Annotated in this window: 25 protein-coding genes; 16 read left to right on the top strand and 9 right to left on the bottom strand. The window is 74.9% G+C overall.

Translation table 11 applies throughout. The features are described 5' to 3' along the window. The first annotated feature begins 111 nt into the window (after window positions 1-111). Both FJQ57_RS04575 and FJQ57_RS04570 read left to right on the top strand, forming a co-directional pair. Window positions 112-1437: a S1C family serine protease gene (locus tag FJQ57_RS04575; RefSeq protein ID WP_139978005.1), complete on the top strand. Its 1326-nt coding sequence runs from the start codon at window positions 112-114 to the stop codon at window positions 1435-1437. 188 nt (window positions 1438-1625) lie between these two features. Continuing rightward, window positions 1626-2024 carry a hypothetical protein gene (locus FJQ57_RS04570; RefSeq protein ID WP_139978004.1) on the top strand — a complete coding sequence of 133 codons (399 nt, stop codon included), beginning with the start codon at window positions 1626-1628 and terminating at the stop codon, window positions 2022-2024. 32 nt (window positions 2025-2056) lie between these two features. Here FJQ57_RS04570 and FJQ57_RS04565 read toward each other — a convergent pair whose 3' ends face one another. Genes FJQ57_RS04565 through FJQ57_RS04555 form a run of 3 tightly spaced genes read right to left on the bottom strand, consistent with a single transcriptional unit; the run spans window position 2057 to window position 5768 of the window. After that, window positions 2057-3019, bottom strand: coding sequence for an MOSC domain-containing protein (locus FJQ57_RS04565; RefSeq protein WP_139978003.1), 963 nt, complete (start codon window positions 3017-3019; stop codon window positions 2057-2059). After that, window positions 3016-4053, bottom strand: coding sequence for a GNAT family N-acetyltransferase (locus tag FJQ57_RS04560; RefSeq protein WP_139978002.1), 1038 nt, complete (start codon window positions 4051-4053; stop codon window positions 3016-3018). Before FJQ57_RS04560 ends, FJQ57_RS04565 begins: the two co-directional genes overlap by 4 nt. Further along, window positions 4050-5768 (bottom strand): ABC-F family ATP-binding cassette domain-containing protein, encoded by a 1719-nt coding sequence (locus FJQ57_RS04555; RefSeq protein WP_139978001.1) that lies wholly within the window; start codon window positions 5766-5768, stop codon window positions 4050-4052. The genes FJQ57_RS04560 and FJQ57_RS04555 overlap by 4 nt, the downstream gene beginning before the upstream one ends. Window positions 5769-6109: 341 nt before the next feature. Here FJQ57_RS04555 and FJQ57_RS04550 point away from each other — a divergent pair, with 341 nt between their 5' ends. From FJQ57_RS04550 to FJQ57_RS04515, 8 genes are all read left to right on the top strand, one after another. Then, complete coding sequence (locus FJQ57_RS04550) at window positions 6110-6967, top strand: endonuclease/exonuclease/phosphatase family protein (RefSeq protein WP_139978000.1); 858 nt, start codon at window positions 6110-6112, stop codon at window positions 6965-6967. A 95-nt stretch (window positions 6968-7062) separates the two neighbouring features. Continuing rightward, window positions 7063-8211, top strand: coding sequence for an acyl-CoA dehydrogenase family protein (locus FJQ57_RS04545; RefSeq protein WP_139977999.1), 1149 nt, complete (start codon window positions 7063-7065; stop codon window positions 8209-8211). A 25-nt stretch (window positions 8212-8236) separates the two neighbouring features. Then, the gene (locus tag FJQ57_RS04540; RefSeq protein ID WP_139977998.1) at window positions 8237-9382 is read left to right on the top strand and encodes an acyl-CoA dehydrogenase family protein; all 1146 of its coding nucleotides are present in this window, start codon (window positions 8237-8239) and stop codon (window positions 9380-9382) included. A gap of 10 nt (window positions 9383-9392) precedes the next feature. Continuing rightward, a complete protein-coding gene (locus FJQ57_RS04535; protein ID WP_139977997.1) occupies window positions 9393-10145 on the top strand; it encodes an SDR family oxidoreductase in 753 nt (250 codons plus the stop codon). A 13-nt stretch (window positions 10146-10158) separates the two neighbouring features. After that, window positions 10159-10965, top strand: coding sequence for an SDR family oxidoreductase (locus FJQ57_RS04530; protein ID WP_139977996.1), 807 nt, complete (start codon window positions 10159-10161; stop codon window positions 10963-10965). Further along, on the top strand, window positions 10962-11999 hold the full coding sequence (locus FJQ57_RS04525) for a phosphotransferase family protein (protein ID WP_139977995.1): 1038 nt from the start codon (window positions 10962-10964) through the stop codon (window positions 11997-11999). Before FJQ57_RS04530 ends, FJQ57_RS04525 begins: the two co-directional genes overlap by 4 nt. After that, entirely contained in the window at window positions 11999-13165 is a 1167-nt protein-coding gene (locus FJQ57_RS04520) for an acyl-CoA dehydrogenase family protein (protein WP_139977994.1), read from the top strand. Before FJQ57_RS04525 ends, FJQ57_RS04520 begins: the two co-directional genes overlap by 1 nt. Window positions 13166-13182: 17 nt before the next feature. Next, complete coding sequence (locus FJQ57_RS04515) at window positions 13183-13521, top strand: DUF1801 domain-containing protein (protein WP_139977993.1); 339 nt, start codon at window positions 13183-13185, stop codon at window positions 13519-13521. A gap of 361 nt (window positions 13522-13882) precedes the next feature. Here the strand turns inward: FJQ57_RS04515 and FJQ57_RS04510 are convergent, their stop codons facing one another. From FJQ57_RS04510 to truA, 4 genes are read right to left on the bottom strand one after another with little or no spacing between them, the layout of a single operon-like run. Then, window positions 13883-14617, bottom strand: a complete 735-nt coding sequence (locus tag FJQ57_RS04510; RefSeq protein ID WP_246081584.1) for a sortase domain-containing protein — start codon at window positions 14615-14617, stop codon at window positions 13883-13885. Between the two features lie 37 nt (window positions 14618-14654). Then, window positions 14655-15110 (bottom strand): Clp protease N-terminal domain-containing protein, encoded by a 456-nt coding sequence (locus tag FJQ57_RS04505; RefSeq protein WP_139977992.1) that lies wholly within the window; start codon window positions 15108-15110, stop codon window positions 14655-14657. A gap of 4 nt (window positions 15111-15114) precedes the next feature. Next, the gene (locus FJQ57_RS04500; protein ID WP_139977991.1) at window positions 15115-15738 is read right to left on the bottom strand and encodes a class I SAM-dependent methyltransferase; all 624 of its coding nucleotides are present in this window, start codon (window positions 15736-15738) and stop codon (window positions 15115-15117) included. Beyond that, window positions 15731-16555: a tRNA pseudouridine(38-40) synthase TruA gene (truA, locus tag FJQ57_RS04495; protein ID WP_139977990.1), complete on the bottom strand. Its 825-nt coding sequence runs from the start codon at window positions 16553-16555 to the stop codon at window positions 15731-15733. Before truA ends, FJQ57_RS04500 begins: the two co-directional genes overlap by 8 nt. Before the next feature lie 29 nt (window positions 16556-16584). Here truA and FJQ57_RS04490 point away from each other — a divergent pair, with 29 nt between their 5' ends. After that, complete coding sequence (locus FJQ57_RS04490) at window positions 16585-18255, top strand: NAD(P)/FAD-dependent oxidoreductase (protein ID WP_139977989.1); 1671 nt, start codon at window positions 16585-16587, stop codon at window positions 18253-18255. Window positions 18256-18262: 7 nt separating this feature from the next. Here the strand turns inward: FJQ57_RS04490 and FJQ57_RS04485 are convergent, their stop codons facing one another. After that, window positions 18263-19141 carry a carbohydrate kinase family protein gene (locus FJQ57_RS04485; protein WP_139977988.1) on the bottom strand — a complete coding sequence of 293 codons (879 nt, stop codon included), beginning with the start codon at window positions 19139-19141 and terminating at the stop codon, window positions 18263-18265. 22 nt (window positions 19142-19163) lie between these two features. Here FJQ57_RS04485 and FJQ57_RS23540 point away from each other — a divergent pair, with 22 nt between their 5' ends. The 3 genes from FJQ57_RS23540 to FJQ57_RS04470 are packed head-to-tail and all read left to right on the top strand — an operon-like array spanning window position 19164 to window position 21019. Continuing rightward, window positions 19164-19550 (top strand): GntR family transcriptional regulator, encoded by a 387-nt coding sequence (locus FJQ57_RS23540; RefSeq protein ID WP_139977987.1) that lies wholly within the window; start codon window positions 19164-19166, stop codon window positions 19548-19550. Window positions 19551-19559: 9 nt separating this feature from the next. Further along, complete coding sequence (gene xseA, locus FJQ57_RS04475) at window positions 19560-20807, top strand: exodeoxyribonuclease VII large subunit (protein WP_139977986.1); 1248 nt, start codon at window positions 19560-19562, stop codon at window positions 20805-20807. Further along, window positions 20804-21019 carry an exodeoxyribonuclease VII small subunit gene (locus FJQ57_RS04470; RefSeq protein WP_139977985.1) on the top strand — a complete coding sequence of 72 codons (216 nt, stop codon included), beginning with the start codon at window positions 20804-20806 and terminating at the stop codon, window positions 21017-21019. Before xseA ends, FJQ57_RS04470 begins: the two co-directional genes overlap by 4 nt. Here the strand turns inward: FJQ57_RS04470 and FJQ57_RS04465 are convergent. Further along, window positions 20979-21584: a DUF4245 family protein gene (locus FJQ57_RS04465; RefSeq protein WP_170219268.1), complete on the bottom strand. Its 606-nt coding sequence runs from the start codon at window positions 21582-21584 to the stop codon at window positions 20979-20981. The two genes, FJQ57_RS04470 and FJQ57_RS04465, sit on opposite strands and share 41 nt — an antisense overlap. 27 nt (window positions 21585-21611) lie before the next feature. On the opposite strand from FJQ57_RS04465, the gene FJQ57_RS04460 reads away from it, so the two are divergent. Both FJQ57_RS04460 and glpX read left to right on the top strand, forming a co-directional pair. Then, on the top strand, window positions 21612-22835 hold the full coding sequence (locus FJQ57_RS04460) for an SLC13 family permease (RefSeq protein WP_139977983.1): 1224 nt from the start codon (window positions 21612-21614) through the stop codon (window positions 22833-22835). Between the two features lie 9 nt (window positions 22836-22844). Next, the gene (glpX, locus tag FJQ57_RS04455; RefSeq protein ID WP_139977982.1) at window positions 22845-23879 is read left to right on the top strand and encodes a class II fructose-bisphosphatase; all 1035 of its coding nucleotides are present in this window, start codon (window positions 22845-22847) and stop codon (window positions 23877-23879) included. The last annotated feature ends 50 nt before the right edge of the window (window positions 23880-23929 follow it).

The following is a 23929-nucleotide window of genomic DNA, read 5'->3' as shown; positions in this document are numbered from 1 at the left end:
GACAGTCCTGGGCGCGCGGCGTGAGGCGGGTCACAGGATCCGTCGGTGTTCTTCCCCGGGCCCCAGCCCCGTCTCAGCCCTCGCACAGGGACCGGGAGAACTCTCGAGGTCATGAACGACACGCCCTCCTCGCCGCAGGACCCGCAGGACCCGTCCTTCCAGGACTACCGCCAGCAGCCGCCGCCCCCGCCGTCGTACGCCCCGCCGGCGCCCGGCACCTCGCCGTACGGCGCGCCCCAGCAGGCCGGCCAGCACGGCCACCACACCGCCGTGATCCCGACCGCCCGCCCGACACGCTCGGGCACCCGGCGACGCACCGGTCTCGCCGCGATGGCGCTGGCCGCGGTCCTGCTGGTGGGCGGCGGGGCCGGCCTCGGCGGCGCCGCGGCGTACGACGCCTTCAACGACGACGCCAGCCCCAGCGGCACCACCGCCACGAGCGGGCAGGGCACGGCCAGCCCGGTCGTCGTCGGCGGTGACGACGACGAGGCCGCCGACGGCAGCGTGGAGCAGGTGGCGCAGACCGTCCTGCCGTCGGTCGTCAAGCTCGACGTCAGCGGCGCCCAGGAGTCCGGGTCGGGCTCGGGGATCATCCTCAGCTCCGACGGGCTCGTGCTGACCAACGACCACGTGGCCGCGGTGGCGGGCGAGGGCGGCAAGATCACCGTCTCCTTCAACGACGGCACCCGCGCCCCGGCGAGGATCGTCGGCACCGACCCGCTGACCGACACCGCCCTCGTGCAGGCCGAGGGCGTCTCCGGGCTCACGCCGGCCACCATCGGCGACTCCTCGGGCGTCGACGTGGGCGAGCAGGTCGTGGCCATCGGCTCCCCGTTCGGGCTGAGCGCCACCGTCACCTCCGGCATCGTCTCCGCGCTCGACCGGCCGGTCGACGTCGGGTCGGACCAGCAGGGCAACGCCACGGTCTACCCGGCGATCCAGACCGACGCCGCGATCAACCCCGGCAACAGCGGCGGCCCGCTGGTCGACCTCCAGGGCCGCGTCATCGGCATCAACTCCTCGATCCAGTCCACCTCGGGCGGGTCGGGCGGCGAGGCCGGCTCGATCGGGCTCGGGTTCGCCATCCCGATCAACGAGGTGCTGCCGGTCATCGAGCAGATGAAGAACGGCGAGACCCCGACCCACGCCCGCATCGGCGTCTCGGTGCAGGACGTGGCTGCGCAGAGCGGCGCGGAGGTCGTCGACGGCGCCCAGATCTCGCAGGTCGGCGACGACTCCGCCGCCGGGCAGGCCGGTCTGCGGGACGGCGACGTCATCACCAAGGTCGACGACCGCCAGATCACCGGGTCGGACTCCCTCATCGCCACCATCCGGTCCTACCGACCGGGCGACGAGGTGACCATCACCTACGAGCGCGGCGGCCAGGAGAAGACCGTCGAGCTCACCCTCGACTCCGACGCGGGCGCGACCAGCTGACCGAGGTCGCCACCTGCACGGGTCGGCAGGAGGAGGGGCTGCACCCCCTCCGGCTCCGCCCGCGTCCGAGACCGCGTCTGGGAGGGCGCGCACCCGACGGCCACCGACCCCTCGTCCCTGGGGGCCGGTGGCCGTCGGCACGTCCACGGCTCGTCAGGGCCGTCAGGACCATCGGCGAGGATGACCGCATGAGGTTTACCGAGCGGGAGCTGACCGCGGCGATGGAGGGGGCCGCCAAGAGCGTGTTCGGCGCGCAGGACAGGTCCGTCCGCAAGCGCCGTCGCACCGTCGACGAGGCCTGGCGCGAGCTGACCCAGCACCAGCGCTACACGGTGCTGGCCGGCCTCGGCGACCAGCTGCTGCCGGTGCTCGTCACCCTGCCCGACGTACCCGTGGAGCCGGGCACGCGGCCGACCTTCACCGACGCCCAGGTCGAGGGGGCGGTGCGCGCGCAGGCCGGCGACGGCGCCAAGGGCGTGCGCGGCACGGTCATGGTCAAGGCGCGGGTCGCGCTCGTGCAGCTGGCGCTCTCGCACGTGCCGCCGCGGGCCGACCCCGACGCGCTCGTGGTGCCCGACCACCTCTGAGCCCGGCTCCCGCAGCGGTCTAGCGCGTCAGCTCAGCGTGGCAGCGCCCGCTGGCCGGCGCGCACGGCGCGGCGCCGGGCCCGCTCGGCCAGGCGGCCGAGGGAGGCCGCGGCGGCGCCGCGGTCCCGCGGCGGGTCGACCTCGACGGGGTCGCCGACGCGGACGGAGCCCGGGGCGGTGATGTCGGCGTACACGCCGAGGCAGCGGTCGGCCGCACGCGCGACGGCGCGGACCGCCTCCGGGTCGGCGGGCACCCCGGCCTGCTCCCGCAGCGGCACCGTGCAGCGGATGGTCGGGATCTCGACCCGGGCCCCCAGCCCGCCGGCGGTCAGCGCGCCCCCGAGCCACGCCTGCTCGGCCAGGCCGTCGGGTGCGCCGTCGACGACGACGTTGGGCCGGAAGCGACGTACGTCGGCGTCGCCACCGTGCTCGGCCACGACCCGCAGGCTCGAGGTGGTCACCACGTGCAGCGGGTAGGCGTCGGCGAAGAGCCCGACCGGGGTGGCGTAGCGCGTGAGCTCGGCCAGCTTGGCCAGCGGGAAGACCGACAGGTCGGGCAGCGGCTCGTCGTCGGCGAGCCCGAACTGCTGCCGCAGGTCGCGCTGGGACGCGGCCACCCCCCGGTAGGCCGCCTTGTCGTCCCGCGGCGGCAGCGGCACGAGCGCGACCGGGGTCCCGACGAGCTCGGTCAGCCGCGCGTCGAGCCGCGCGCGGTCGTCGGTCGCGGCCTGCGTGCCGTCCGGGAAGGTGACCTCGACGTCGGCGACGTCGCCGGGGCCGACGCCGGAGGGCGGCTCGGCGACGTAGCGCGCCGTGCAGCGCAGCAGGTCGGGCAGGCGCCGGGCGGTGGTGATCGCGTCGAGGCGAAGGTCGCGCACGGCCCACGTGCGGTCACCGTGCAGGGCCCGGTCGTCGACGGCCGACGACGCCACCTGCTCGCCGCCCATCGACTTCACGGGGTAGCGCCACAGCTCCGCCACGGTGCCCGCCCTCATCGGGGCGCGACCCGCTTCTGCAGCTCGCCCAGCCGCGAGACCGGGCGGAACCCGAGCCGCGCGTTGACCGCGACCATGTGGTCGTTGACCTCGGCGTTGAAGGTCGAGACCCGGGTCGCGTCGGGCCGCTCGGCCTGCAGCAGCCGGAGGTTGGCGACCTTGACGGCCAGGCCCAGCCGGTGGCCGCGGTGGTCGCGGCGCACGAGGGTGCCCCACTGGTAGGCGGTGGTGGACTGCGCTCCCTGCACCAGCAGCGAGTAGGCGACGAGGTCGCCGTCGGGGGCCAGGGCGACCGAGTGGTACGTCGTGCGCCCCTGCCGTTCGACGCTCTCCTCCTGCTCGCGCAGGCGGGCGACGTCGACCTGCATCGGCTCGTGCTCCAGCTCGCCCATCGGCGCCTCGGTGGTGAGGCTGCCGTCGAGGGCCGCCCAGCCCTCGGCCAGCTCGTCGGGCACCGGCCCGACCCACGACCGCAGCTCGTAGGCGCCGTGTCGCTCGGCCGCCTCGGCCGCGAGCTCCTCGAGCGGGGCGTCCTCGACGGGCAGGTCGAGCCAGCGCTGCACGTCGCCGAGGGCGAGGGCGTAGCCCGCCGCCTCGGCGAACCGGACGTCGCGCGAGCCGCCGCCGTCGTGCCCGGTCGCGCCGTGCTCGAAGCGGTAGCGGAGCTCGCTGGTCAGGCGGGTGCGGCCGGCCGCGGCCGCCGCGGCCTCGACGTGGGCCAGCATCGCCCGGCCGTGCCCGCGGCCCTGGTGGGCCGGCGCGACCGCGACCTCGACGAACGCCGAGTCGAGGTTGTCGAGCTGGGGCAGCACCAGCGCCCCGACCGCGACCAGCTCGTCGCCGTCGTACGTCGCCCAGCCGGTCGCTCGCATCGCCGTCGGCTGTCGCCGCCACTGCTCGGCCAGCTCGTCGTGCTCGAAGACCGCGGCCTCCTCCGCCCCGACGGCGGCGTCGAGGGCGGCCTTGTAAGCGGCGTACCAGGAGCCGAAGACCGCCTCGTCGTGCGGGTCGATGACGACGATCGATGTGGTCATCGGGCCCTCGCCACCCGTCCTTCGTCCCACACGGGCCCGTCGGACTCGTAGACCTCGCCGTCGGCGCCGTAGACCAGGAAGCGGTCGAAGCCGCGGGCGAACCAGCGGTCGTGGGTGACGGCGAGGACGGTGCCTTCGAAGGCGTCGAGGCCCTCCTCGAGCGCCTCGGCCGACTGCACGTCGAGGTTGTCGGTGGGCTCGTCGAGCAGCAGCAGGGTGGCGCCGCTGAGCTCGAGCAGCAGGATCTGGAAGCGCGCCTGCTGCCCGCCGCTGAGCGACTCGAAGCGCTGCTCGGCCTGCGCGCTCAGCTCGTAGCGGTCGAGCACCCGCGCGGCCTGCTCGCGGCCCATGCCCGTGCGGCCCAGGCCGCCCGTGCCGCCGTCGCCGCGGTGCAGCACCTCCACCAGCGTGCGACCGACGAGCTCGGGGTGGTCGTGGGTCTGCACGAACCAGCCCGGCCGCACGCGGGCGCCGAGCTTGGCCTGGCCCCGGTGCCGCACCGGCTCGATGACGACGTCGCCGACCGGCTGGTGCTCGACGTCGGGGTCGGAGCCGCCGGCGGCCAGCAGGCGCAGGAAGTGGGACTTGCCGGAGCCGTTGGAGCCGAGCACGGCCACCCGCTCGCCGTACCAGACCTCGAGGTCGAAGGGCCGCATGAGGCCCTGTCCACCGGCAGCGAGCTCGAGGTCGGTGCAGACCACGGCGCGCTTGCCGGTGCGGCCGCCGCGCAGCCGCATCGAGACCTGCTGCTCGCGGGGCTGCTCGGTCGGCGGGCCGGCCTCCTCGAACTTGCGCAGCCGGGTCTGGGCCGCCTTGTACTGGCTGGCCATGCCGTCGTTGTACTCCGACTTGATCTTCAGCCGGAGCACCAGCGCCTTGATCTTGGCGTGCTCCTCGTCCCAGCGCTTGCGCATCTCCTCGAAGCGCGCGAACCGGTCGCGCCGCGCCTCGTGGTAGCTGGTGAACCCGCCGACGTGGGTCCACACCGAGTTGCCGCCACCGCCCGCGCCGAGCTCGACGGTGACGACGCGGGTCGCGGTGTTGTCGAGCAGCTCGCGGTCGTGGCTGATGAACAGGATGGTCTTCTCGCTGGCCCGGATGCGCTCCTCGAGCCACATCTTGCCGGGGACGTCGAGGTAGTTGTCGGGCTCGTCGAGCAGCAGCACCTCGTCGGGGCCGGCCAGCAGGTACTCCAGCACCAGCCGCTTCTGCTCCCCGCCCGAGAGCGTGCGCAGCTCGCGGTACTTCGCGCGGTCGTAGGGCAGGGCCAGCGCCCGGGTCGTGCACACGTCCCAGGTGACCTCGAGGTCGTAGCCGCCCGCGTCGGCGTACTCGTGCAGCGCCTCGGCGTAGCGCATCTGCGTCTTCTCGTCGTCGGTCTCCATCAGCGCCAGCTCGCACGCGTCGACGCTCCGCGCGGCGGCCGCGATGCGCGGCGGGCTGACCGAGAGCAGCAGGTCGGCCACGCTCGCGTCGTCGCCCAGGCCCGCCTTGACGTCCTGGCGCATCACGCCGAGCCCGCCCGTGCGCGTCACCGCTCCCGCGTGGGGCGCGAGGTCGCCGGTGACGATGCGCAGCAACGTCGTCTTGCCCGCGCCGTTGGCCCCGACCAGCGCCACCTTCGCGCCCTCGCCCACCCGGAACGACACGTCCTCGAGCAGCACCCGGCCGTCCGGCAGCTCGTACCTGACCCCGCTCACGTCCACGTGTCCCACGGGCGGCGATTGTCCGGCACGACGGGGGTCGGGCGCGAGCCGAATACGCCGACTCCTCGGGGGTCGGTGTCGGGGGTCGGTGTCGGGTGTTGGTGCGGGTGGCCGCGCGCGTGGCAGGCCGCGTCTCGGCGTCAAGGACGCTCGCTGCGCTCGCGCCGCTGCGGAGCGAAGCGACGTCCTTGACGCGGGGACCCGATCGACTACGCGCGCGGCCGCCCACACCAGCCACGGGAGGACATCGGTCTCGACGCGCGACCCCGTCACCCGCCCGACGCCCCCCGGTCGCCCCCAGGCCACGCCGACAGCGCCGGCGGGTTGCCCCGACGCCGTACACAGTCAGCGTGAGCCTGCGCACCCGCTGGACCGGCCGCGGCCTCGTCGCCGCCGTCGCCGCGACCGTCCTCGTCACCGCCAGCCCCGCACCGGGCCAGGTCCCGGCCGCCGTCACCCCCGTGACCGGCTCACCCGTCTCGGCCCTGGCGGACGGGCCCGCGACGACAGCCGTGCCGACCCCGGAGCGGCTGCGCTTCCTCACCTACAACATCCGCTACGGCTCCTACGGGCTGCCGGGGGTGCTCCGCGACATCCGTCGCACCCGCGCCGAGGTCGTCCTGCTCAACGAGGTCGACGACCGCCGCCGCACCGGCGGGGTGCACCAGGTCGGGTGGCTGGCCCGCCGGCTCGGCATGACGTGGGTGTACGACGCCGACCACCGCACCGCGCGCGGCACCCGCGGCAACGCGGTGCTGTCCCGCCACCGGCTCGGCGACGAGCGCGCGTCCGCCCTCCCCTGGCCCCGGGGCACCCAGCGGCGGGAGGCGGTGCGGGTGACCCTGACGACCTCGCGGGTGCGGGCCCACGTGTGGGTCACCCACCTCAACCCGGGCCGGGGCACGGTGCCGCAGGCGCGGACGGTCTCGCGCCTGGTCGGCGACCCGACCTGCCTGACCCTCGTCGGCGGCGACACCAACGACGGGCCGGGGACGCCCGTCGACGACGCGATGCGCCGCCACCTCGACGACACCTGGCGCGACGTCGGCCGGGGTCCGGGCCACACGAACTTCCAGGGGGTCGAGCGGATCGACTACCTCTACCACCGCCACCTCGTGGCCCGACGGGCGTGGACGACGCCGCTGCGCGCCTCGGACCACCGCGGCGTCGTCGGGGTGCTCGACCTCGACCCGCGCCTGTCCTGCTGACCCCGGAGCGTTCCCGAGGGGCGGTGGCGCAGGCTTGCTACCGGCGAGTTAGATGGGGTCGACCCACCCGCGACCCACACGCCCGGAGGCCCCGCATGCAGCTCGCCCTGTCCGAGGAGGACCAGAAGTTCCGCGAGGAGGTGCGGACCTACTTCACGACCGAGGTGCCGCAGGACATCCGCACCGCCGTGGAGGAGGGCCGCGAGCTCAGCAAGGACCAGATCGTCGAGAGCATGCGCGCGCTCAACCGCGGCGGCCTCGCCGTGCCGCACTGGCCCGAGGAGTGGGGCGGCCGGGGTTGGAGCGAGCTGCGCCGCCACATCTGGCACGAGGAGATGCAGGCCGCGTGCGTGCCGGTGCCGCTGGCCTTCAACGCCAGCATGATCGGGCCGGTCATCGCCCAGTTCGGCTCGCAGGAGCAGAAGGAGCGGTTCCTGCCCGCCACGGCCAACTGTGACATCTTCTGGAGCCAGGGCTTCAGCGAGCCCGACGCCGGCTCCGACCTGGCCAGCCTGCGCACCACCGCGGTGCTCGACGGCGACGACTACGTCGTCAACGGCCAGAAGACCTGGACGACCCTCGGCCAGTACGGCGACTGGATCTTCACCCTGGTCCGCACCAACCCCGACGTGAAGAAGCAGGCCGGCATCTCGATGCTGCTCATCGACATGCGCTCCGAGGGCCTGGAGGTGCGCCCGATCGAGCTGATCGACGGCGGCCACGAGGTCAACGAGGTCTGGTTCGACAACGTCCGCGTCCCGGCCGAGAACATGGTCGGCGAGCCGGGCAGCGGTTGGACCCAGGCCAAGTTCCTCCTCGGCAACGAGCGCGTCGGCGTCGCCCCGGTCGGTGCGACCAAGCGGGTGCTGGCCCGGGCCAAGGAGATCGGCGCCGAGGTCCTGGCCGACGACCCGCTGCTGCGCGCCCGCGTCGCCGAGCTGGAGAACGAGCTGCTCGCCCTCGAGCTCACCGCCCTGCGCGTGGCCGCGCACTCCGCCGGCGGCGAGCCGCACCCGGCGTCGTCGGTGCTCAAGCTCAGAGGCACCGAGCTGCAGCAGGCCGTCAGCGAGCTGGTCGTCGACCTCGCCGGCCCGGCCGTGCTCGGCTCGGGCGACGGCGGTGACGACCTCGACTGGTACCGCCGATCGACCCCCATCTACCTCAACCTCCGCAAGGCCTCGATCTACGGCGGGTCCAACGAGGTCCAGCGCCAGATCATCAGCCGCGGCATCCTCGGGCTCTGAGCCGGACCGGGACAGGAGAAGACTCATGGACTTCAGCTACGACGACGAGCAGACCGCCCTCCGCGACGCCACCCGCGGCCTGGTCGGCAAGGCCTACGCCGACTGGGAGAGCCGGCGCCGAGCGGTCGCCGACGACCCCGGCTTCGACGAGAAGCTCTGGACCCAGATGGCCGAGATGGGCCTGCTGGGCCTGCCGTTCAGCGAGGACGACGGCGGCGTGGGCGCCGGCCCCGTCGAGGTCGCCATCGTCTGCCGCGAGCTCGGCCGCGTGCTCGCCCCCGAGCCCTACCTCGGCTCCGTGGTGTACGCCGGCGGCCTGGTCGCCGCGGTCGGCACCCCCGAGCAGCGCCAGGAGGTGCTGGGCGGCCTGGCCTCGGGCGAGAGCGTGCTGGCCTTCGCGCACGACGAGCCCGGCCGGCGCACGAGCGCCTCGGCGCACGACGTCACGGCGAGCGCCGAGGGTGCCCTGACCGGCACCAAGGAGGGCGTCTTGCACGGTGCCCGTGCCGACGTGCTGGTCGTCTCGGCCGCGCTCGAGGGCGGCGGCACCGGGCTGTTCCTGGTCTCGGGCGACGCCCTGGCCGGGGTGCAGCGCGAGGGCTACTCCTTGCCCGACGGCGGCCGCGCCGCCCGGGTCACCTTCGACGGCACCGCCGCCACGCCGCTCGGCGAGGCCGGCGCCGACGTCACCTCGAGCATCGCGCGGGTCCAGGACCTCACGCGCATCATGGCCGCCAACGAGGCCCTCGGCGTGATGCAGACCCAGCTCGCCGCGACGGTCGGCTACCTCAAGAGCCGCAAGCAGTTCGGGGTCACGCTCAACACCTTCCAGGCGCTGACCTTCCGTGCCGCCGACATGTACACCAGCCAGGAGCTCACCCACTCCCTCGTCGACTGGGCCACGATGGTCGTCGAGGCGGGCGACCCCGACGCCCTGGCCGACGCGGCCGCGCGGGTGTCGCTGCAGGTCAGCCGGGCCGGGCGCCACATCGGCCAGGAGACCATCCAGCTGCACGGCGGCATCGGCGTGACGGCGGAGTACAACGTCGGCACGTTCACCTCCCACCTCACGGTGCTCGACCACCTGCTCGGCGACGGCGGCCACCAGCTGCGGGCGCTCGACCAGCGGCTCACGTCGTACGCCGCCATCGACCCGCTCGACGTGGCCTGAGGCGCGGGCCGTGAAGGGCCTGGCGGGCAAGGTCGCGATCCTGACCGGGGCCAGCCGCGGCATCGGGTTCGGCATCGCGCGGCGACTGGTCGACGAGGGCGCGCGGGTCGTGGTCACGGCCCGCAAGGCCGAGGCGCTGGCCGAGGCCGTCGAGGCGCTCGGCGGCGCCGACGTGGCACTCGGGGTGCCCGGCAACGCCGGCGACCCCGAGCACCGGGCGGCGACCGTCGCGCAGGCGGTCGAGACGTTCGGCAGCGTCGACCTGCTGGTCAACAACACCGGCATCAACCCGGCGTTCGGGCCCCTGATGGAGCTCGACCTCGACGTCGCCCGCAAGATCATGGACGTCAACGTCGTCGCCGCGCTGGCCTGGACCCAGGAGTGCCACCGGGCCTGGATGGGCGAGCACGGCGGCAGCGTCGTCAACATCTCCTCGGTCAGCGGCGTGCAGGTCGCGCCCTTCATCGCGTTCTACGGCGCCAGCAAGGCCGCGATGATCTCGCTGACCGAGTCGCTGGCCCAGGAGCTCGGCCCCGGCATCCGGGTCAACGCGATCGCTCCGGCGGTGGTGAAGACCAAGTTCGCCGAGATGCTCTACGTCGGCCGCGAGGAGGAGGCCTCGGCCGCCTACCCGCTCAAGCGGCTCGGCGAGATCGAGGACATCGGCGCCCTGGCGGCCTTCCTGCTCTCCGACGAGGCGTCGTGGCTGACCGGGCAGACCGTCGTCGCCGACGGCGGCATCACGCTCCAGGGCGTGCACTGATGGGGAGGCGCTGATGGGCCACCCCCTCCTCGAGGGCCGCGGCGCCGTCGTGACCGGGGCCGCGGGCGGCATCGGCCGGGCGCTGGCCACCCGGCTGGTCGCCGAGGGCGCCCGGGTCGTCGTCAACGACGTCGACGCCGACGCCCTCGCGGCCACCGCCGAGGAGATCGGGGCCATGCCCGTGCCCGGCGACTGCGCCTCGGCCGCCGGCGTCGAAGAGCTCGTGGCCACCGCCACCCACACCCTCGGCCGCATCGACGTCTACTGCGCCAACGCCGGCATCGACCGCACCCACCCCGACAGCCTCCAGCTGCCCGACGAGGAGTGGGCGCGGATGCTCGACGTCAACGTCATGGGCCACGTCCGCGCCGCGCGGCTGCTCGTCCCGACCTGGGTCGACGGCACCGGCGACGGCCAGGGCGGGCGCTTCGTCGTCACCGCCTCGGCCGCCGGCCTGCTCACGATGATCGGCGCGGCGGCGTACTCGACGACCAAGCACGCGGCCGTGGGGTTCGCCGAGTGGCTCTCGGTCACCTACGGCGACCGGGGCGTCGCCGTGCAGGCGATCTGCCCGCAGGGCGTGCAGACCGCGATGCTCGACCAGGCCGGACCGCTCAAGGACCTGCTGTCCCACGACGAGGCACTCGCACCGTCGGCCGTGGCCGAGGCGTGGGTCGACTCCCTCGACGAGGGCGAGGGCGGCCGGTTCCTGGTGCTCCCCCACCCGGAGGTCGGCGGCTACTACGCCGCCCGCGCCGCCGACACCGACCGGTGGCTCGGCGGCATGCGCCGCCTGCAGTCCAAGGTGGACGCGCTGTGAGCGAGCCGGCCGGCGCGCTGCCGGGGCTCGACCTGGCCGCCTTCCACACCTGGTACGACGCCCAGCGGCCCGGCGACCTCGGCGTCGACCTCGCCGGCCGGCTCATCGCGGGTGGCAAGTCCAACCTGACCTACGTCGTCACCGACGGCACCACCTCCCGCGTCGTGCGTCGACCGCCGCTGGGGCACGTGCAGGCCACCGCCCACGACATGGGCCGGGAGTTCACCGCGATGTCGGCCCTGGCCGGGTCCGAGGTGCCGGTGCCGCAGATGTTCGCCCACTGCACCGACGACGCCGTGCTGGGCGCAGAGTTCTACGTGATGTCGGTCGTCGAGGGCGAGGCCTTCCGCACCGCCGAGCAGCTGTCCGCGGTGGGGGCCGAGCAGACCGCCGCGCTGGCGCGGGCGATGACCGAGGTGCTGGCCCGGCTGCACGCCGTCGTGCCCGAGGAGGTCGGGCTGGGCGACTTCGGCCGCCCGGCGGGCTTCCTGGAGCGCCAGGTGCGCCGGTGGGGCCGCCAGCTCGAGGGCTCGGCCACCCGGCCGCTGCCCGACGCCGAGGCCCTGCTGGCCCGGCTGTCCGGCTCGGTGCCGCCCGACGGCGAGCCCGGCATCGTGCACGGCGACTACCGCCTCGACAACCTGCTCACCGTCCCCGGCGACCCCGCGCCGGTCAAGGCCGTCGTCGACTGGGAGATGGCCACCCTCGGCGACCCGGTCACCGACGTCGCCCTCCTGCTCGTCTACGACAACCTGGGCTCGATCACCGGTGGCGGCGCCGTCGCCGACGCCAGCCAGGCCCCCGGTTACCCCGACCGCGAGACCCAGCTGGCGACGTACGAGGAGGCGGGCGGGCGTCCTCTCGGCGACCTGTCCTTCCACCTCGGGCTCGCCTACCTCAAGATCGCGGTCATCCTGGAGGGCATCCACCACCGCTACCTCGCCGGCCAGACCGTCGGCGAGGGGTTCGACCGGGTCGGGGAGGCGGTCGAACCGCTCCTCGCCGCCGGGCTCGACGCCACGAAGGGACCCTGATGGACCTCAGCCTCACCGACGAGCAGACCGCGTTCCGCCAGGCCGCGCGCGACTTCCTCGACAAGGAGGCCGTGCCGTTCCGCACGGAGTGGGACCGCCGGGAGTCCGTCGACCTCGAGATCGTGCCCAAGATGGCCGGGCTCGGGTTCTTCGGGCTCACCATCCCCGAGGAGTACGGCGGCGTGGGCGGCGACTACGTCACCTACGCCCTGGCCATGGAGGAGCTCGGCCGCGCCGACTCGGCGCTGCGCGGCATCGTCTCGGTCAGCAGCGGCCTGGTCGGCAAGTCGATCCTCTTCCACGGCACCGAGGAGCAGAAGCAGGAGTGGCTGCCCCGGCTCGCCACCGCCGAGAAGCTCGGCTGCTTCGGCCTCACCGAGCCCGGCACCGGCTCCGACGCCGGCAACCTGACCTCCCGCGCCGTCCGCGACGGCGACGACTACCTCATCACCGGCCAGAAGCTGTTCATCACCAACGGCACCTGGGCCGACGTCGCCCTGGTCTTCGCCCGCACCGGCGAGCCCGACAGCGGCGCGCGCGGCGTGACGGCGTTCCTGGTGCCGACCGACGCGCCCGGCTTCGAGGCGCGCGAGATCAAGGGCAAGCTCGGCCTGCGCGGCCAGGCCACCGCCGAGCTGTTCCTCGACGACGTCCGCGTCCCCGCCTCGGCCGTGCTCGGCGGCGACGAGGGCGTGGGCCGCGGGTTCAAGGTCGCCATGTCCACCCTCGACAAGGGCCGCCTCGCCGTCGCGGCGGGCTGCGTCGGCATCGTGCAGGGCTGCCTGGAGACCTCGGTCTCCTACGCCCAGGACCGCACCCAGTTCGGCCGCCCCATCGCCGGCTTCCAGCTGGTGCAGGACATGATCGCCGACATCTCCCTCGACGCCGACGCCGCGCGCCTCCTCGTCTGGCGCTGCGCCGACCTCGTCGACCGCCACGAGCCGTTCGGCACCGCGGCGTCCAAGGCCAAGCTGTTCGCCTCCGAGGCCGCCGTCCGCGCCGCCAACCTGGCCATCCAGGTCCACGGCGGCGCCGGGTACGTCGACGACTACCCCGCCGCCAAGTACCTCCGCGACGCCCGCGTCATGACGCTCTACGAAGGCACCAGCCAGGTCCAGAAGCTCCTCATCGGCCGCGCCGAGACGGGCATCAGCGCGTTCGTCTGAGGTCTACCCTCGACGTCGTGGGCGACTGGCGGGCCGATCGGGTACGACGCATCGTCGAGCTGGTCCACGCGGCCGAGCCCGACGTGGTCGAGGACGTGAAGTGGCGCAAGCCCTCCAACCCCGATGGCGTCCCCACCTTCTCCTGCGACGGCCTGCTCTGCACGGTCGAGACCTACAAGGACAAGGTGAAGGTCACCTTCGCCCAGGGTGCCTCCCTCCCCGACCCCGAGGGCGTCTTCAACGCCAGCCTCGACGCCGGCACCCGCCGCGCCGTCGACCTCCGCGAGACCGACGTCCTCGACGAGGACGCCTTCACCGCCCTCGTCCGGGCCGCGGTCGCCCACAACCGCGCCTGACCGGACCCTGGCCGAGGCGCGGCGAGCGCCGGCGAGGAGCTCGGAGCCCTCGCAACCGGTGCGTCGACGGCGCCGCACGGTGGTCGCGTGAGACCGCCCGACGGTGGTCGGGCGGGCGCCCGGCGTACTGGGCACGGGTTTCCCGCGCTGGGCGGGCAGTGCATTGCCCGGCAAGCGCAGGAAATCCCCCGCCCAGCTGGAGGAAACCCCGGTCGACCGGGTGTTCCTCGTCCCCGGCGTACTGGGCACGGCTTTCCCGCGCTGGGCGGGCGATGCATTGCCTGGCAAGCGCAAGAAACCCCCACCCAGCTGCGAGAAGCCCCGGTCGACCGGGTGTTCCTCACCCGGCCGGATCGGCCACTCAGCGCGGCCGGGCCGAGACCAGCACCCCGATCTTGTCGATCCGGTGCTCGGGGTTGTCGAACTCGTCGGCCCAGTAGTTGCCCTCGGCGTGGTCCTCCTGGGTCGCGCAGGTCGAGAGCGTGATCATCGCGCGGGTGGGCGTGACGCCGGGCCGGCCCGGGACGGCGGCGCGCTGCTCGGCCAGCGAGCGCTCCGAGCGGAACGACGTCTCGCGGGTGTCGGTGATCCGGTAGACGAAGACGGCGCGCTTGGTCACCACCTCGACCCGGGCACCGCGCTGCAGCTCGGGGAGCGTGGCGAAGGGCCCGCCGGCGGTGTTGCGGTGGGCGGTGACCTGGTAGTTGCCGACGCCGCCCGGGCCGGTGCCGCCCTGGGGGCCGTGCGGGCTGGCCGCGACGCCGTCGTCCTGGATCTCGGTGCCCGGGCCGTCGTCGGTGCGGCCGCGGTAAGGCACGACCTCCAGGCCCCGCAGGCCGAGCGCCGGGACGGACAGCCGGGCGGGCACGGTGCGCCCCTCTCCCAGGTCCGGCGCGGGCGGTGGTGGCGCGGGCTCGGGAGTCGTCGGGGCCGGCGGGACCGGCGCCGGCACCGCCGACCCGGTGGCCGGACCGGTGGCCGGACCGGTGGCCGGAGCGGTGGCCGGAGCAGGCGCCGGCTCGGCCGACCCCGGGTCGGCGCACCCCGCGGCGACCGTCACGACGACGGCGGAGACGACGAGGCGGCCGAGCAGCACCCCACCAGTGTGCGGGACCGCGGCAACGCCGGGCCGGCTACGGCGTACGCCGGGTCCAGCGGTCGACGACGGGCCGTGCCGCCTTGAGCGTCACCCCGTGGTCGCGGAACGCGCCGCCCACGATCGAGTCCTTGCAGGTCATCAGCGCGAGCAGCACGTGCGCGGCCCGCACCGGGGCCGTCGAGGTCGGGCCGCGCATGCCGAGGGCGCGGACCAGCACCTCGCGCGTGCTGTCGAGCAGGTGGCGGCCGCCCCAGTCGGGCGGTCCGTCGTACGGCGGGTTCAGCGCGGCGAGGACCATCGGCAGCCCGACGCCGAGGGTCTCGACCTCCTCGACGTCGATCGTGTCGGCGGCGTCGAGCCAGCGCCGGTCGAGGGTCAGCGACACGTCGTCGGCGTCGGTGCCCAGCTCGCGCAGCAGGTCACGCACGACCTGGTCGCCCAGCACGGCCCGCAGCAGGTGGTGCGGGTGCACGTCGTGCCGGTCCGGCATGCGCCTACGGTAACCGGCGGGTCTCCAGCACCCGGAAGCCCTTGGCGCTCGCCAGCCGCTCCGTCGGCCAGCCCTGTTCGCCCAGCCAGCGCTGCAGCGAGTCGGCCCCGAGGTTCTTGCCCACGACCATGACGGCCCGCCCGCCGGGGGCCAGCCGGGGCAGCCACGTCAGCAGCAGGTCGTGCAGCGCGGCCTTGCCGATCCGGATCGGCGGGTTGCTCCAGATCTCGTCGTACGTCGCCGCGGGGTCGTCGCGCTCGACACCGTCGGGGGTGGCGGCGACGACCCGGTCGGCCACCCCGAGCGCGGCCGCGTTCTCCCGGGTCAGCAGGAGGGCGCGCTCGTTGACGTCGACCGCGGTCACCCGCGCCCCGGGGACGGCGAGGGCGAGGGCGCACGCGAGGACGCCGTACCCGCAGCCGAGGTCGAGCACCGTGCGCACCGTCGACGCGGGCGGCGGCGTCTCGCGGAAGAGCACCGCGGTGCCCACGTCGAGGCGGCCCTGGGCGAAGACCCCCGAGCCGGACTGCAGGCGCATCGTCCGCCCCCACACCTCGGTCTCGACCACGGCCCGCTTGAAGGGCACCGTGGGGTCGGCGGTGAAGTAGTGCTCGTCGGCCTCAGCCATCGACGTCCTCCCGGACCCGTCGTGCCATCGTCTGGGTGGCCCGCGCCGCGAGCTCGTCGTCGGGCGGGTAGGCGACCTCCTCCAGCGTGAGGCCGTGGGCGTGCACGACCGCGGCCCCGGCGTCGCGCCGCTCGGCCCGCAGCACCTCGCCCGCCCACGCGGGCTCGCGGCGCCCCTCGCCGACAGCGAGCAGGCAGCCCACGAGGGCGCGGACCATGCTGTGGCAGAACGCGTCCGCCCGCACCGTGCCCACCGCCACCCCGGCGTCGTCGCGCGCCCACGACAGGTCGAGCAGGGTGCGGATCGTCGTCGCGCCCTCCCTCCGCTTGCAGAACGACGCGAAGTCGTGGCGGCCGACGAGCAGGGCGGAGGCGGCGTTCATGGCGTCGAGGTCGAGCGGCCGCGGCCAGGCCAGCACGTGGGCGCGGGTGAGCGGGTCGAGCAGGTCGGTGCGGTCGGCGACCCGGTAGGCGTAGCGCCGCCACAGGGCCCCGAACCGGGCGTCGAACCCCGCCGGCGCCTCGACCACCCGGCGCACCCGCACGTCGGGCGGCAGCACCCCGTTCAGCCGCCGCGCCAGCTTGTCGGGCACCTCGGTGTCCTCGGCACCCTCGACGTCGTGGTGCACCACCTGCCCCCGCGCGTGCACCCCGGCGTCGGTGCGTCCGGCGCACACGACCGCCACCTGCTCGACCGGCACCCGGCGCACCGTGGCCAGCGCGGCCACGAGCTCGCCCTGCACGGTGCGCAGGCCCGGCTGCGCCGCCCAGCCCTTGAACGCCGTGCCGTCGTAGGCGAGGTCGATCCGGAGGCGCACCCGCCCATCCTCCCGCAATACTCAGGGGCGTGGCCGACGCCCCCGCACCCACCATCCTCATCGTCTCCGCCCGGCACGCCGACTTCCTGCTCGACGAGTTCGGTCGCTACGCCCGCGACTACGACCTGCGCACCGCCGGCTCCGCCGCTGAGGCGATCGAGGTCATCCTCGACGTCAAGGGCGGGGGCGGCACCGTCGCCCTGTTCGTCCAGGACGGCGACCTCCCCGACGCGCACCCGCTCGAGGCCTTCCACCACTGGCGGGCCAAGGTGCCGACGGCGCGCCGGGTCGTGGCGGCGCCGTACGAGCGCTTCCTCGAGCAGGCGCCCGAGCTGCGGCCCGGCCTGGCCAAGGGCAAGTACGACGCCTACCTGCTGATGCCCCGCGGCGTGCGCGACGAGGAGTTCCACGGCGCGATCACCGAGCTGCTCTCCGACTGGGGCGCCACCGTGGCGGCCCCGGAGGTCGAGTCGGTCCGCATCGTCTCCCCGCCCGGCCTGGCCCTGACCGCCGCCGTCCGCGAGTACGCCGAGCGGATGGGCATGCCCACCCGCGTCCACACGCCCGAGTCGCCCGAGGGTGCCGAGACCGTGGCCGAGCTCGAGGCCGGCGGCACCGAGGTCGCGTGGCCGGTCGTGAGCACCTTCGGCCACCCGCCGTACGTCGCGAGGTCGGTGCGCGAGGTCGCGGGACGCTTCTACGGCAACCCGCAGGCGGCGACCATCGAGGGCGTGGTCGACCTCGCCGTCGTCGGCGCCGGCCCGGCCGGCCTCGCCGCCGCGGTGTACGGCGGCAGCGAGGGCCTCTCGACGGTGGTCCTCGAGGCCGAGGCCATCGGCGGGCAGGCCGGCACGTCGTCGATGATCCGCAACTACCTGGGCTTCCCGCGCGGCATCTCCGGCATGCGGCTGGCCCAGCGGGCGCGCAACCAGGCCATCCGGTTCGGCGTCCAGCTCGCCACCGGCTGGGAGGTGGAGGCGCTCGACCACGACCCCGAGGACGGCGTCCACGTCCTGCGCACCGACACCGGCGAGCTCCGCGCCCGGTCGGTGGTCGTGGCCACCGGCGTCGCCTACCGCAAGCTCGGCGTGCCCGGTGTCGAGGAGCGGGTCGGCCTCGGCGTGGTCTACGGCTCCGCGATGTCGGCGGCCCGCGAGATGCAGGACTACGACGTCGTGGTCGTCGGCGGCGGCAACTCCGCCGGCCAGGCGGCGATCCACCTCTCCCGGTTCGCGCGGTCGGTGACCATCATGGTCCGCCGGCCGTCGCTGGAGGAGACGATGTCGTCCTACCTCGTCGGCGAGATCGCCTTCAACCCGCGCATCGACGTCGCCACCTGCTCCGAGGTCGTCGACGGCGGCGGCGAGGGCCGCCTGGAGTGGATCGACGTGCGCGACACGCGCACCGCCGAGGTCGCCCGCCGCGACGTGCAGGGCCTGTTCCTGCTGCTCGGCGCGGCGCCGCACTGCGACTGGCTGCCGGGCACCGTCGCCCGCGACTCCCACGGGTTCGTGCTCACCGGCCGCGACGTCCCGCGCACGGCGTGGGTCGACGACCACCCGCCGGCCGACCTCGCGACCACGGTCCCCGGCGTCTTCGCCGTGGGCGACATCCGGGCCGGCTCGATGAAGCGGGTCGCCTCGGCCTCCGGCGAGGGCGCGAGCGTCGTGCCGCTCGTGCACCGCTGGCTGGCGCCCTGAGCCGTTCCTAGCCCGCCGCGTCGAGCTCGGCGCGCGTCGGCGGGTCGGCGCCGGGCCGGGACACGGTGATCGCAGCCGCCCGGACCGCACGGGCCAGGGTGGCCTCCGGGTCGAGGCCGTCCCACAGGCCGTCGATCGTGGCCGCGGAGAACGTGTCGCCCGCGCCGATGGTGTCCACCACGGTCGTCGGCCGGGCCGGCACGTTGCGCACCTGGTCGGCGTCGTGCCACAGCGCCCCCTGCCCGCCCCGGGTCACCACCACGGCCCGGGGACCGAGGCCGAGCAGGTGCAGCGCGGCCTCGGCCAGCCCGAGGGTCGGGTAGAGCACCGCGAGGTCCTCGTCGCTGGCCTTGACCACGTGGCTGCGCCGGGCCACCGACTCGACGCGACCGACCACCCCGGGGCCGGTGCCGGTGATCTGCGGGCGGGCGTTGACGTCGTAGGTGACCGTCGGCGGCGCGTCGCCGGCCAGCAGCCGGTCGAGCAGCGCGAGCACGTCGTCGGCCCCCGGCTCGAGCACCGCGCCGATCGAGCAGACGTGCACGTACGCCGGCGGCTCGGCCGTCTCCACCGCCCCGAACCGCCAGTCGAGGTCGAACACGTACGTCGCCGACCCGTCGGCCCCGATCGTCGCCGCCGCCGAGGAGGTGCGCTCGAGGACGTGCGGGTCGGTGGCCGGCTCGACCCCCGCGCCGGCGAGGTGGCGCGCGATCGCCGCACCGCGCTCGTCGTCGGCGTACGCCGTGGCGAACCGCACCGGGCGGCCGAGCCGGGCCAGCGCGACGGCGACGTTGGCCGCGCTGCCGCCCGGGCGCTCCACGGTCGTGCCGGAGGCGTCGGTGACGACGTCGACGAGCGACTCGCCGACGACGAGGGCGTAGGTCATCGCACCGTCCTACCATCCCGGGGTGAGCATCGAGCCGCTCGACCCGAACTCCGCGACGCCGCCGTTCGAGCAGCTGCGGGCGCAGGTCGCCGCCCGCGCCGCGACGGGCGACCTGGCCGCAGGGACCAAGCTGCCGCCGGTCCGCACCCTCGCCGCCGACCTCGGGGTCTCCGCCGGCACCGTGGCGCGCGCCTACAAGGAGCTCGAGGCCGACGGGGTCGTCGTCACCGAGGGGCGTCGGGGCACCTCGATCGCGTCGGCCGCCGCCCCGGCCGACGCCACCGAGGCCGCCGCCGAGTACGCCGCCACCGCGCGCCGGCTCGGCCTGACCCTGCCCGAGGCCGTGCGGCTGCTCGAGCGCAGCTGGGCGCCGGACGCGGGCGACGGTCCTGTCGGTGGCCGCGGCTAGCCTCGCCGCGTGGCCCTGGACACCTCCCCCGAGCAGCCGGCGCCCGTCCGGCAGGTCGCCACGGCCATCGCCGGGTGGGTCGACCGGCTCGGCGCGATCTGGGTCGAGGGCCAGGTCGCCCAGGTCAGCCGGCGTCCCGGCCTGCAGACGGTGTTCCTCACCCTGCGCGACTCCCTCGCCGACATCTCGGTGCCCGTGACGGCGTCCCGCACCCTCGTCGACTCGATGAACCCGCCCCTGGTCGAGGGGGCCAGCGTGCTGCTGCACGCCAAGCCGTCCTACTACGCCAACCGCGGCACGCTGTCGCTGCAGGCCCGCGACATCCGCATGGTCGGGCTCGGCGAGCTGCTGGCCCGCATCGAGCGGCGGCGGCAGCTGCTGGCCGCCGAGGGCCTGTTCGACCCCGCGCTCAAGCGGCGGCTGCCCTTCCTGCCGCGGCGGGTCGGCCTGGTCACCGCGCCCGCCTCGGCGGCCGAGCGCGACGTGGTCGAGGTGGCCCGGCGGCGGTGGCCGGCGGTCGAGTTCGCCGTCGCCCACGCGACCATGCAGGGCTCACGCGCCGCGGCCGAGGTGATGGAGGCGCTGGCCCGCCTCGACCGCGACGACGGGGTCGACGTGGTCGTCATCGCCCGCGGCGGCGGGTCGGTCGAGGACCTGCTGCCGTTCAGCGACGAGGGTCTGCTGCGCGCCGTGGCCAAGGCCCGCACCCCGGTGGTCTCCGCCATCGGGCACGAGCCCGACCAGCCGCTGCTCGACCTCGTCGCCGACGTGCGCGCCGCCACCCCCACCGACGCCGCCAAGCTGGTCGTGCCCGACGTGGTCGCCGAGCTCCACGGCGTCGGCCAGGCCCGCGACCGGCTGCGCTCGGTCGTCACCGCGCGGGTCGCGCGCGAGCAGGCCGGGCTCGACGCCCTGCGCTCCCGCCCCGCGCTCGCCGACCCGACCACCCTCGTCGACCGGCACGTGCTCGAGCTCGACGCGCTGCGCGAGCGCGCCCGCCGCACGCTGCGGCACCGGCTCGACCGCGCCGCCGACGACGTCGCCCACCAGCGCGCCCGGGCCCGCGCCCTCTCGCCGCTCGCCACGCTCCAGCGGGGGTACGCCGTGCTGCAGGGCCCCGACGGCCACGTCGTCGCCTCCGTGGCGGCCCTCGCCGCGGGCGCCGCCGTCAGCGTGCGGGTCGCCGACGGCCGGGTGCACGCGGAGGTCGTCTCCACCGAGTCCTCCCCCACCGACGTCCCCGAGGAGGACGCATGACCGAGAAGCCCTCCTACGAGGAGGCCCGCGAGGAGCTCGTCGAGGTGGTGCGCCGCCTCGAGGCCGGCGGCACGACCCTGGAGGAGTCGCTCGCCCTGTGGGAGCGCGGCGAGGCGCTCGCCACCATCTGCCAGGACTGGCTCGACGGCGCCCGCGAGCGCCTCGAGCAGGTCACGCAGGCGGGGTCGACGACGTCGGAGCCGGGCTCCTAGTCCCGTCCGGCACGGGCTCGGTGGTCAACCGGCGCACCAGGTCGGCCAGCTCCTCGGCCGACACGTCGCCGTACACCACCACGGTGTCGGTGGCGCTCGGCGTGCGGACCTGGGCGGTGTAGGCCCGGTCACCGTCGGGGTCGGCCCAGCCCTGCCAGGTCGCCACCGGGCCCTCGACGCCGCTCAGCGGGTCCTCCTCGGAGGCGTCGTCCACGCCGGCGTCGCCGAGCACGTCGTCGACCTCCTCGGCGACCTGGCGCAGGCCCACGAAGTCGTCGTCGGGCGTGTAGAGGTTGAGCTCGAAGCGCGGCTCCTCACCCGGCTCGTAGCGCACGTCGGTCGAGCGCCAGCCCTCGGGCAGCGAGGACGGGTAGACCACCGTCGCACCCGACGCCTGCAGGTCGCGGACCAGCGGCAGGTACTCCACCGTCGGCACCCCACGCTCCTGCGGGTCCCGGAAGGTGCCGGTGAACAGCACGAACGCGCCCACCGCCAGCACGGTGACCACGATGGCCGCGATCAGGCCGCTGAAGGACCGCTCGTAGCGGGCCGGTCGCTCACTCACCCCACCATCGTGCCGTAGGTTTCCCCGGTGCCCGCCGTCGACCTCGTCGCGGTCGGTGCCCTCGGGGCTCTGCTCGTCGTGGCCTACCGGCACCCGCCCCGGGCCGTGGAGGCCGTCGTCTCGGTCCTCGCGGCGGCGGTGGTGGTCCTCACCGGGCTCGTCGACGTCGACCGGACCGTCGAGGTCGTCCGCGAGCTGCTGCCGGTCGTGGCGTTCCTGGTGGCGATCCTGGTCGTGGCCCAGGTCTGCGCCCGGGCCGGCCTGTTCGAGGCGGCGGGCGGGCTGCTGCGCGGCGGCGGGCCGGTGCGGCTGCTCACGGTCGCCTTCCTGGTCGCCGCCGCCGTCACGGCGGTGCTGAGCCTCGACGCCACCGTCGTGCTGCTGACCCCGGTCGTGGTCGCCGCGGCCCGTGCGGCCGGGGTCGCCGAGCGCCCGGGCGCCTACGCCTGCCTGCGGATGGCCAACTCCGCCTCGCTGCTGCTCCCGGTCTCCAACCTGACCAACCTGCTGGCCGTCCCCTCCCTCGACCTCACCTTCGCCGGGTTCGCCGCCGCCATGGCCCCCGTGCTCGTGGTCGTCCTCCTCGTCGAGTACGCCGGCCTCCGGCTGTTCTTCCGCCGCGACCTGTCCGGGGCCGCCGCGTCCGAGGTCGCCCCGGCGCCGCCGCTGCCGGTCGTGCCGACGGCGGTCGTGCTGGTGATGCTGGTCGGGTTCGCGGCGACCTCCCCGCTGGGCGTCGACCCGTGCTGGGTGGCCGGCGCGGCCGCGGTCGTGCTGGTGGCCTGGGGCCGCGCGCGGCGGCTGCTGAGCGTGCCCGACGCGGCCGCGGCCGCCCACCCCGAGTTCGCGCTGCTCGTGCTCGCGCTGGGCGTGGTCGTCGCGGCCATCGGCGACGGGTTCCTCGGCGAGGCGGTGGCGGGCGTCGTACCGGCGGGGACGGGATTCTGGGCCCTGCTCGGCATCGCGGCCCTGGCCACCGCGCTGGCCAACGTGCTGACCAACCTCTCGGCCACCCTGCTGCTGGTGCCGCTCGTCGCGCCCCTGGGCGACGTCGCCGTCCTGGCCGCCCTCGTCGGCCTCAACGTCGGGTCCGGCCTGACCCTGTCGGGCTCGCTGGCCAACCTGCTCTGGCGCCGGACCCTGGTGGCGCAGGACGGCCGGGCGCCCCTGCCGGAGTTCCACCGGGTCTCGCTGGCGCTCACCCCCGTGTCGTTGGTCGCGGCGGTCGGCGTGCTGTCCCTCTGGCGATAGGGTCCGGCCATGAGCCCGACCGCCGTGCCGCCGCAGTTCGAAGTCGCTCCCAGCTCACCCGACCGCAACCTGGCCCTCGAGCTCGTCCGCGTCACCGAGGCCGCGGCCATGGCCGCCGGCCGCTGGGTCGGCCGCGGTGACAAGAACGGCGCCGACGGCGTCGCGGTCAACGCGATGCGGGTGATGATCTCGACCATCGGCATGCGCGGCACCGTCGTCATCGGCGAGGGCGAGAAGGACAACGCCCCGATGCTCTACAACGGCGAGGAGGTCGGCGACGGCACCGGCCCCGAGTGCGACGTGGCGGTCGACCCGATCGACGGCACCACCCTGACCGCCAAGGGCATGAGCAACGCCGTGGCCGTGCTCGCCGTCTCCCCGCGCGGCTCGATGTACGACCCGTCCGCGGTGTTCTACATGGAGAAGCTGGTCACCGGCCCCGAGGCCGCCGACGTCGTCGACCTGCGCTACCCGGTCGCCGAGAACATCCACCAGGTCGCCAAGGCCAAGGGCAAGAAGGCCTCCGACGTCACCGTCGTGCTCCTCGACCGGCCCCGCCACGAGACGCTGGTCGAGGAGATCCGGGCGACCGGCGCGATGATCAAGTTCATCACCGACGGCGACGTCGCCGGCGCCATCATGGCCGCCCGCCCCGAGACCGGCATCGACCTGCTGCTCGGCATCGGTGGCACGCCCGAGGGCATCATCGCCGCCTGCGCGATGAAGTGCATGGACGGCGTCATCCAGGGTCGGCTGTGGCCCACGGACGACGAGGAGCGGCAGCGGGCCATCGACGCCGGCCACGACCTGTCCCCCGAGGCCCTGCTGACCACCGACCAGCTCGTCACCGGTGACGACTGCTTCTTCGTCGCCACCGGCATCACCGACGGCGAGCTGATGAAGGGCGTGCGCTACTCCGCCGGTGGCTGCAGCACGCACTCGCTGGTCATGCGGTCGCGCTCGGGCACGATCCGCTCGATCCACTCCGAGCACCGGCTGGAGAAGCTGCGGCCGTTCTCGGCCATCGACTTCGGCGGCCTCTGACCCGTCCCCGGCCGGCCACCCGCCGGTCCTTACTGACCGGTGGACACACT

Source organism: Nocardioides litoris (assembly GCF_006346315.1).
Classification (GTDB): Bacteria; Actinomycetota; Actinomycetes; order Propionibacteriales; family Nocardioidaceae; genus Nocardioides; species Nocardioides litoris.
Note: the sequence above shows the minus strand (reverse complement) of the source record. Positions and strands in the feature narration are given on the sequence as shown.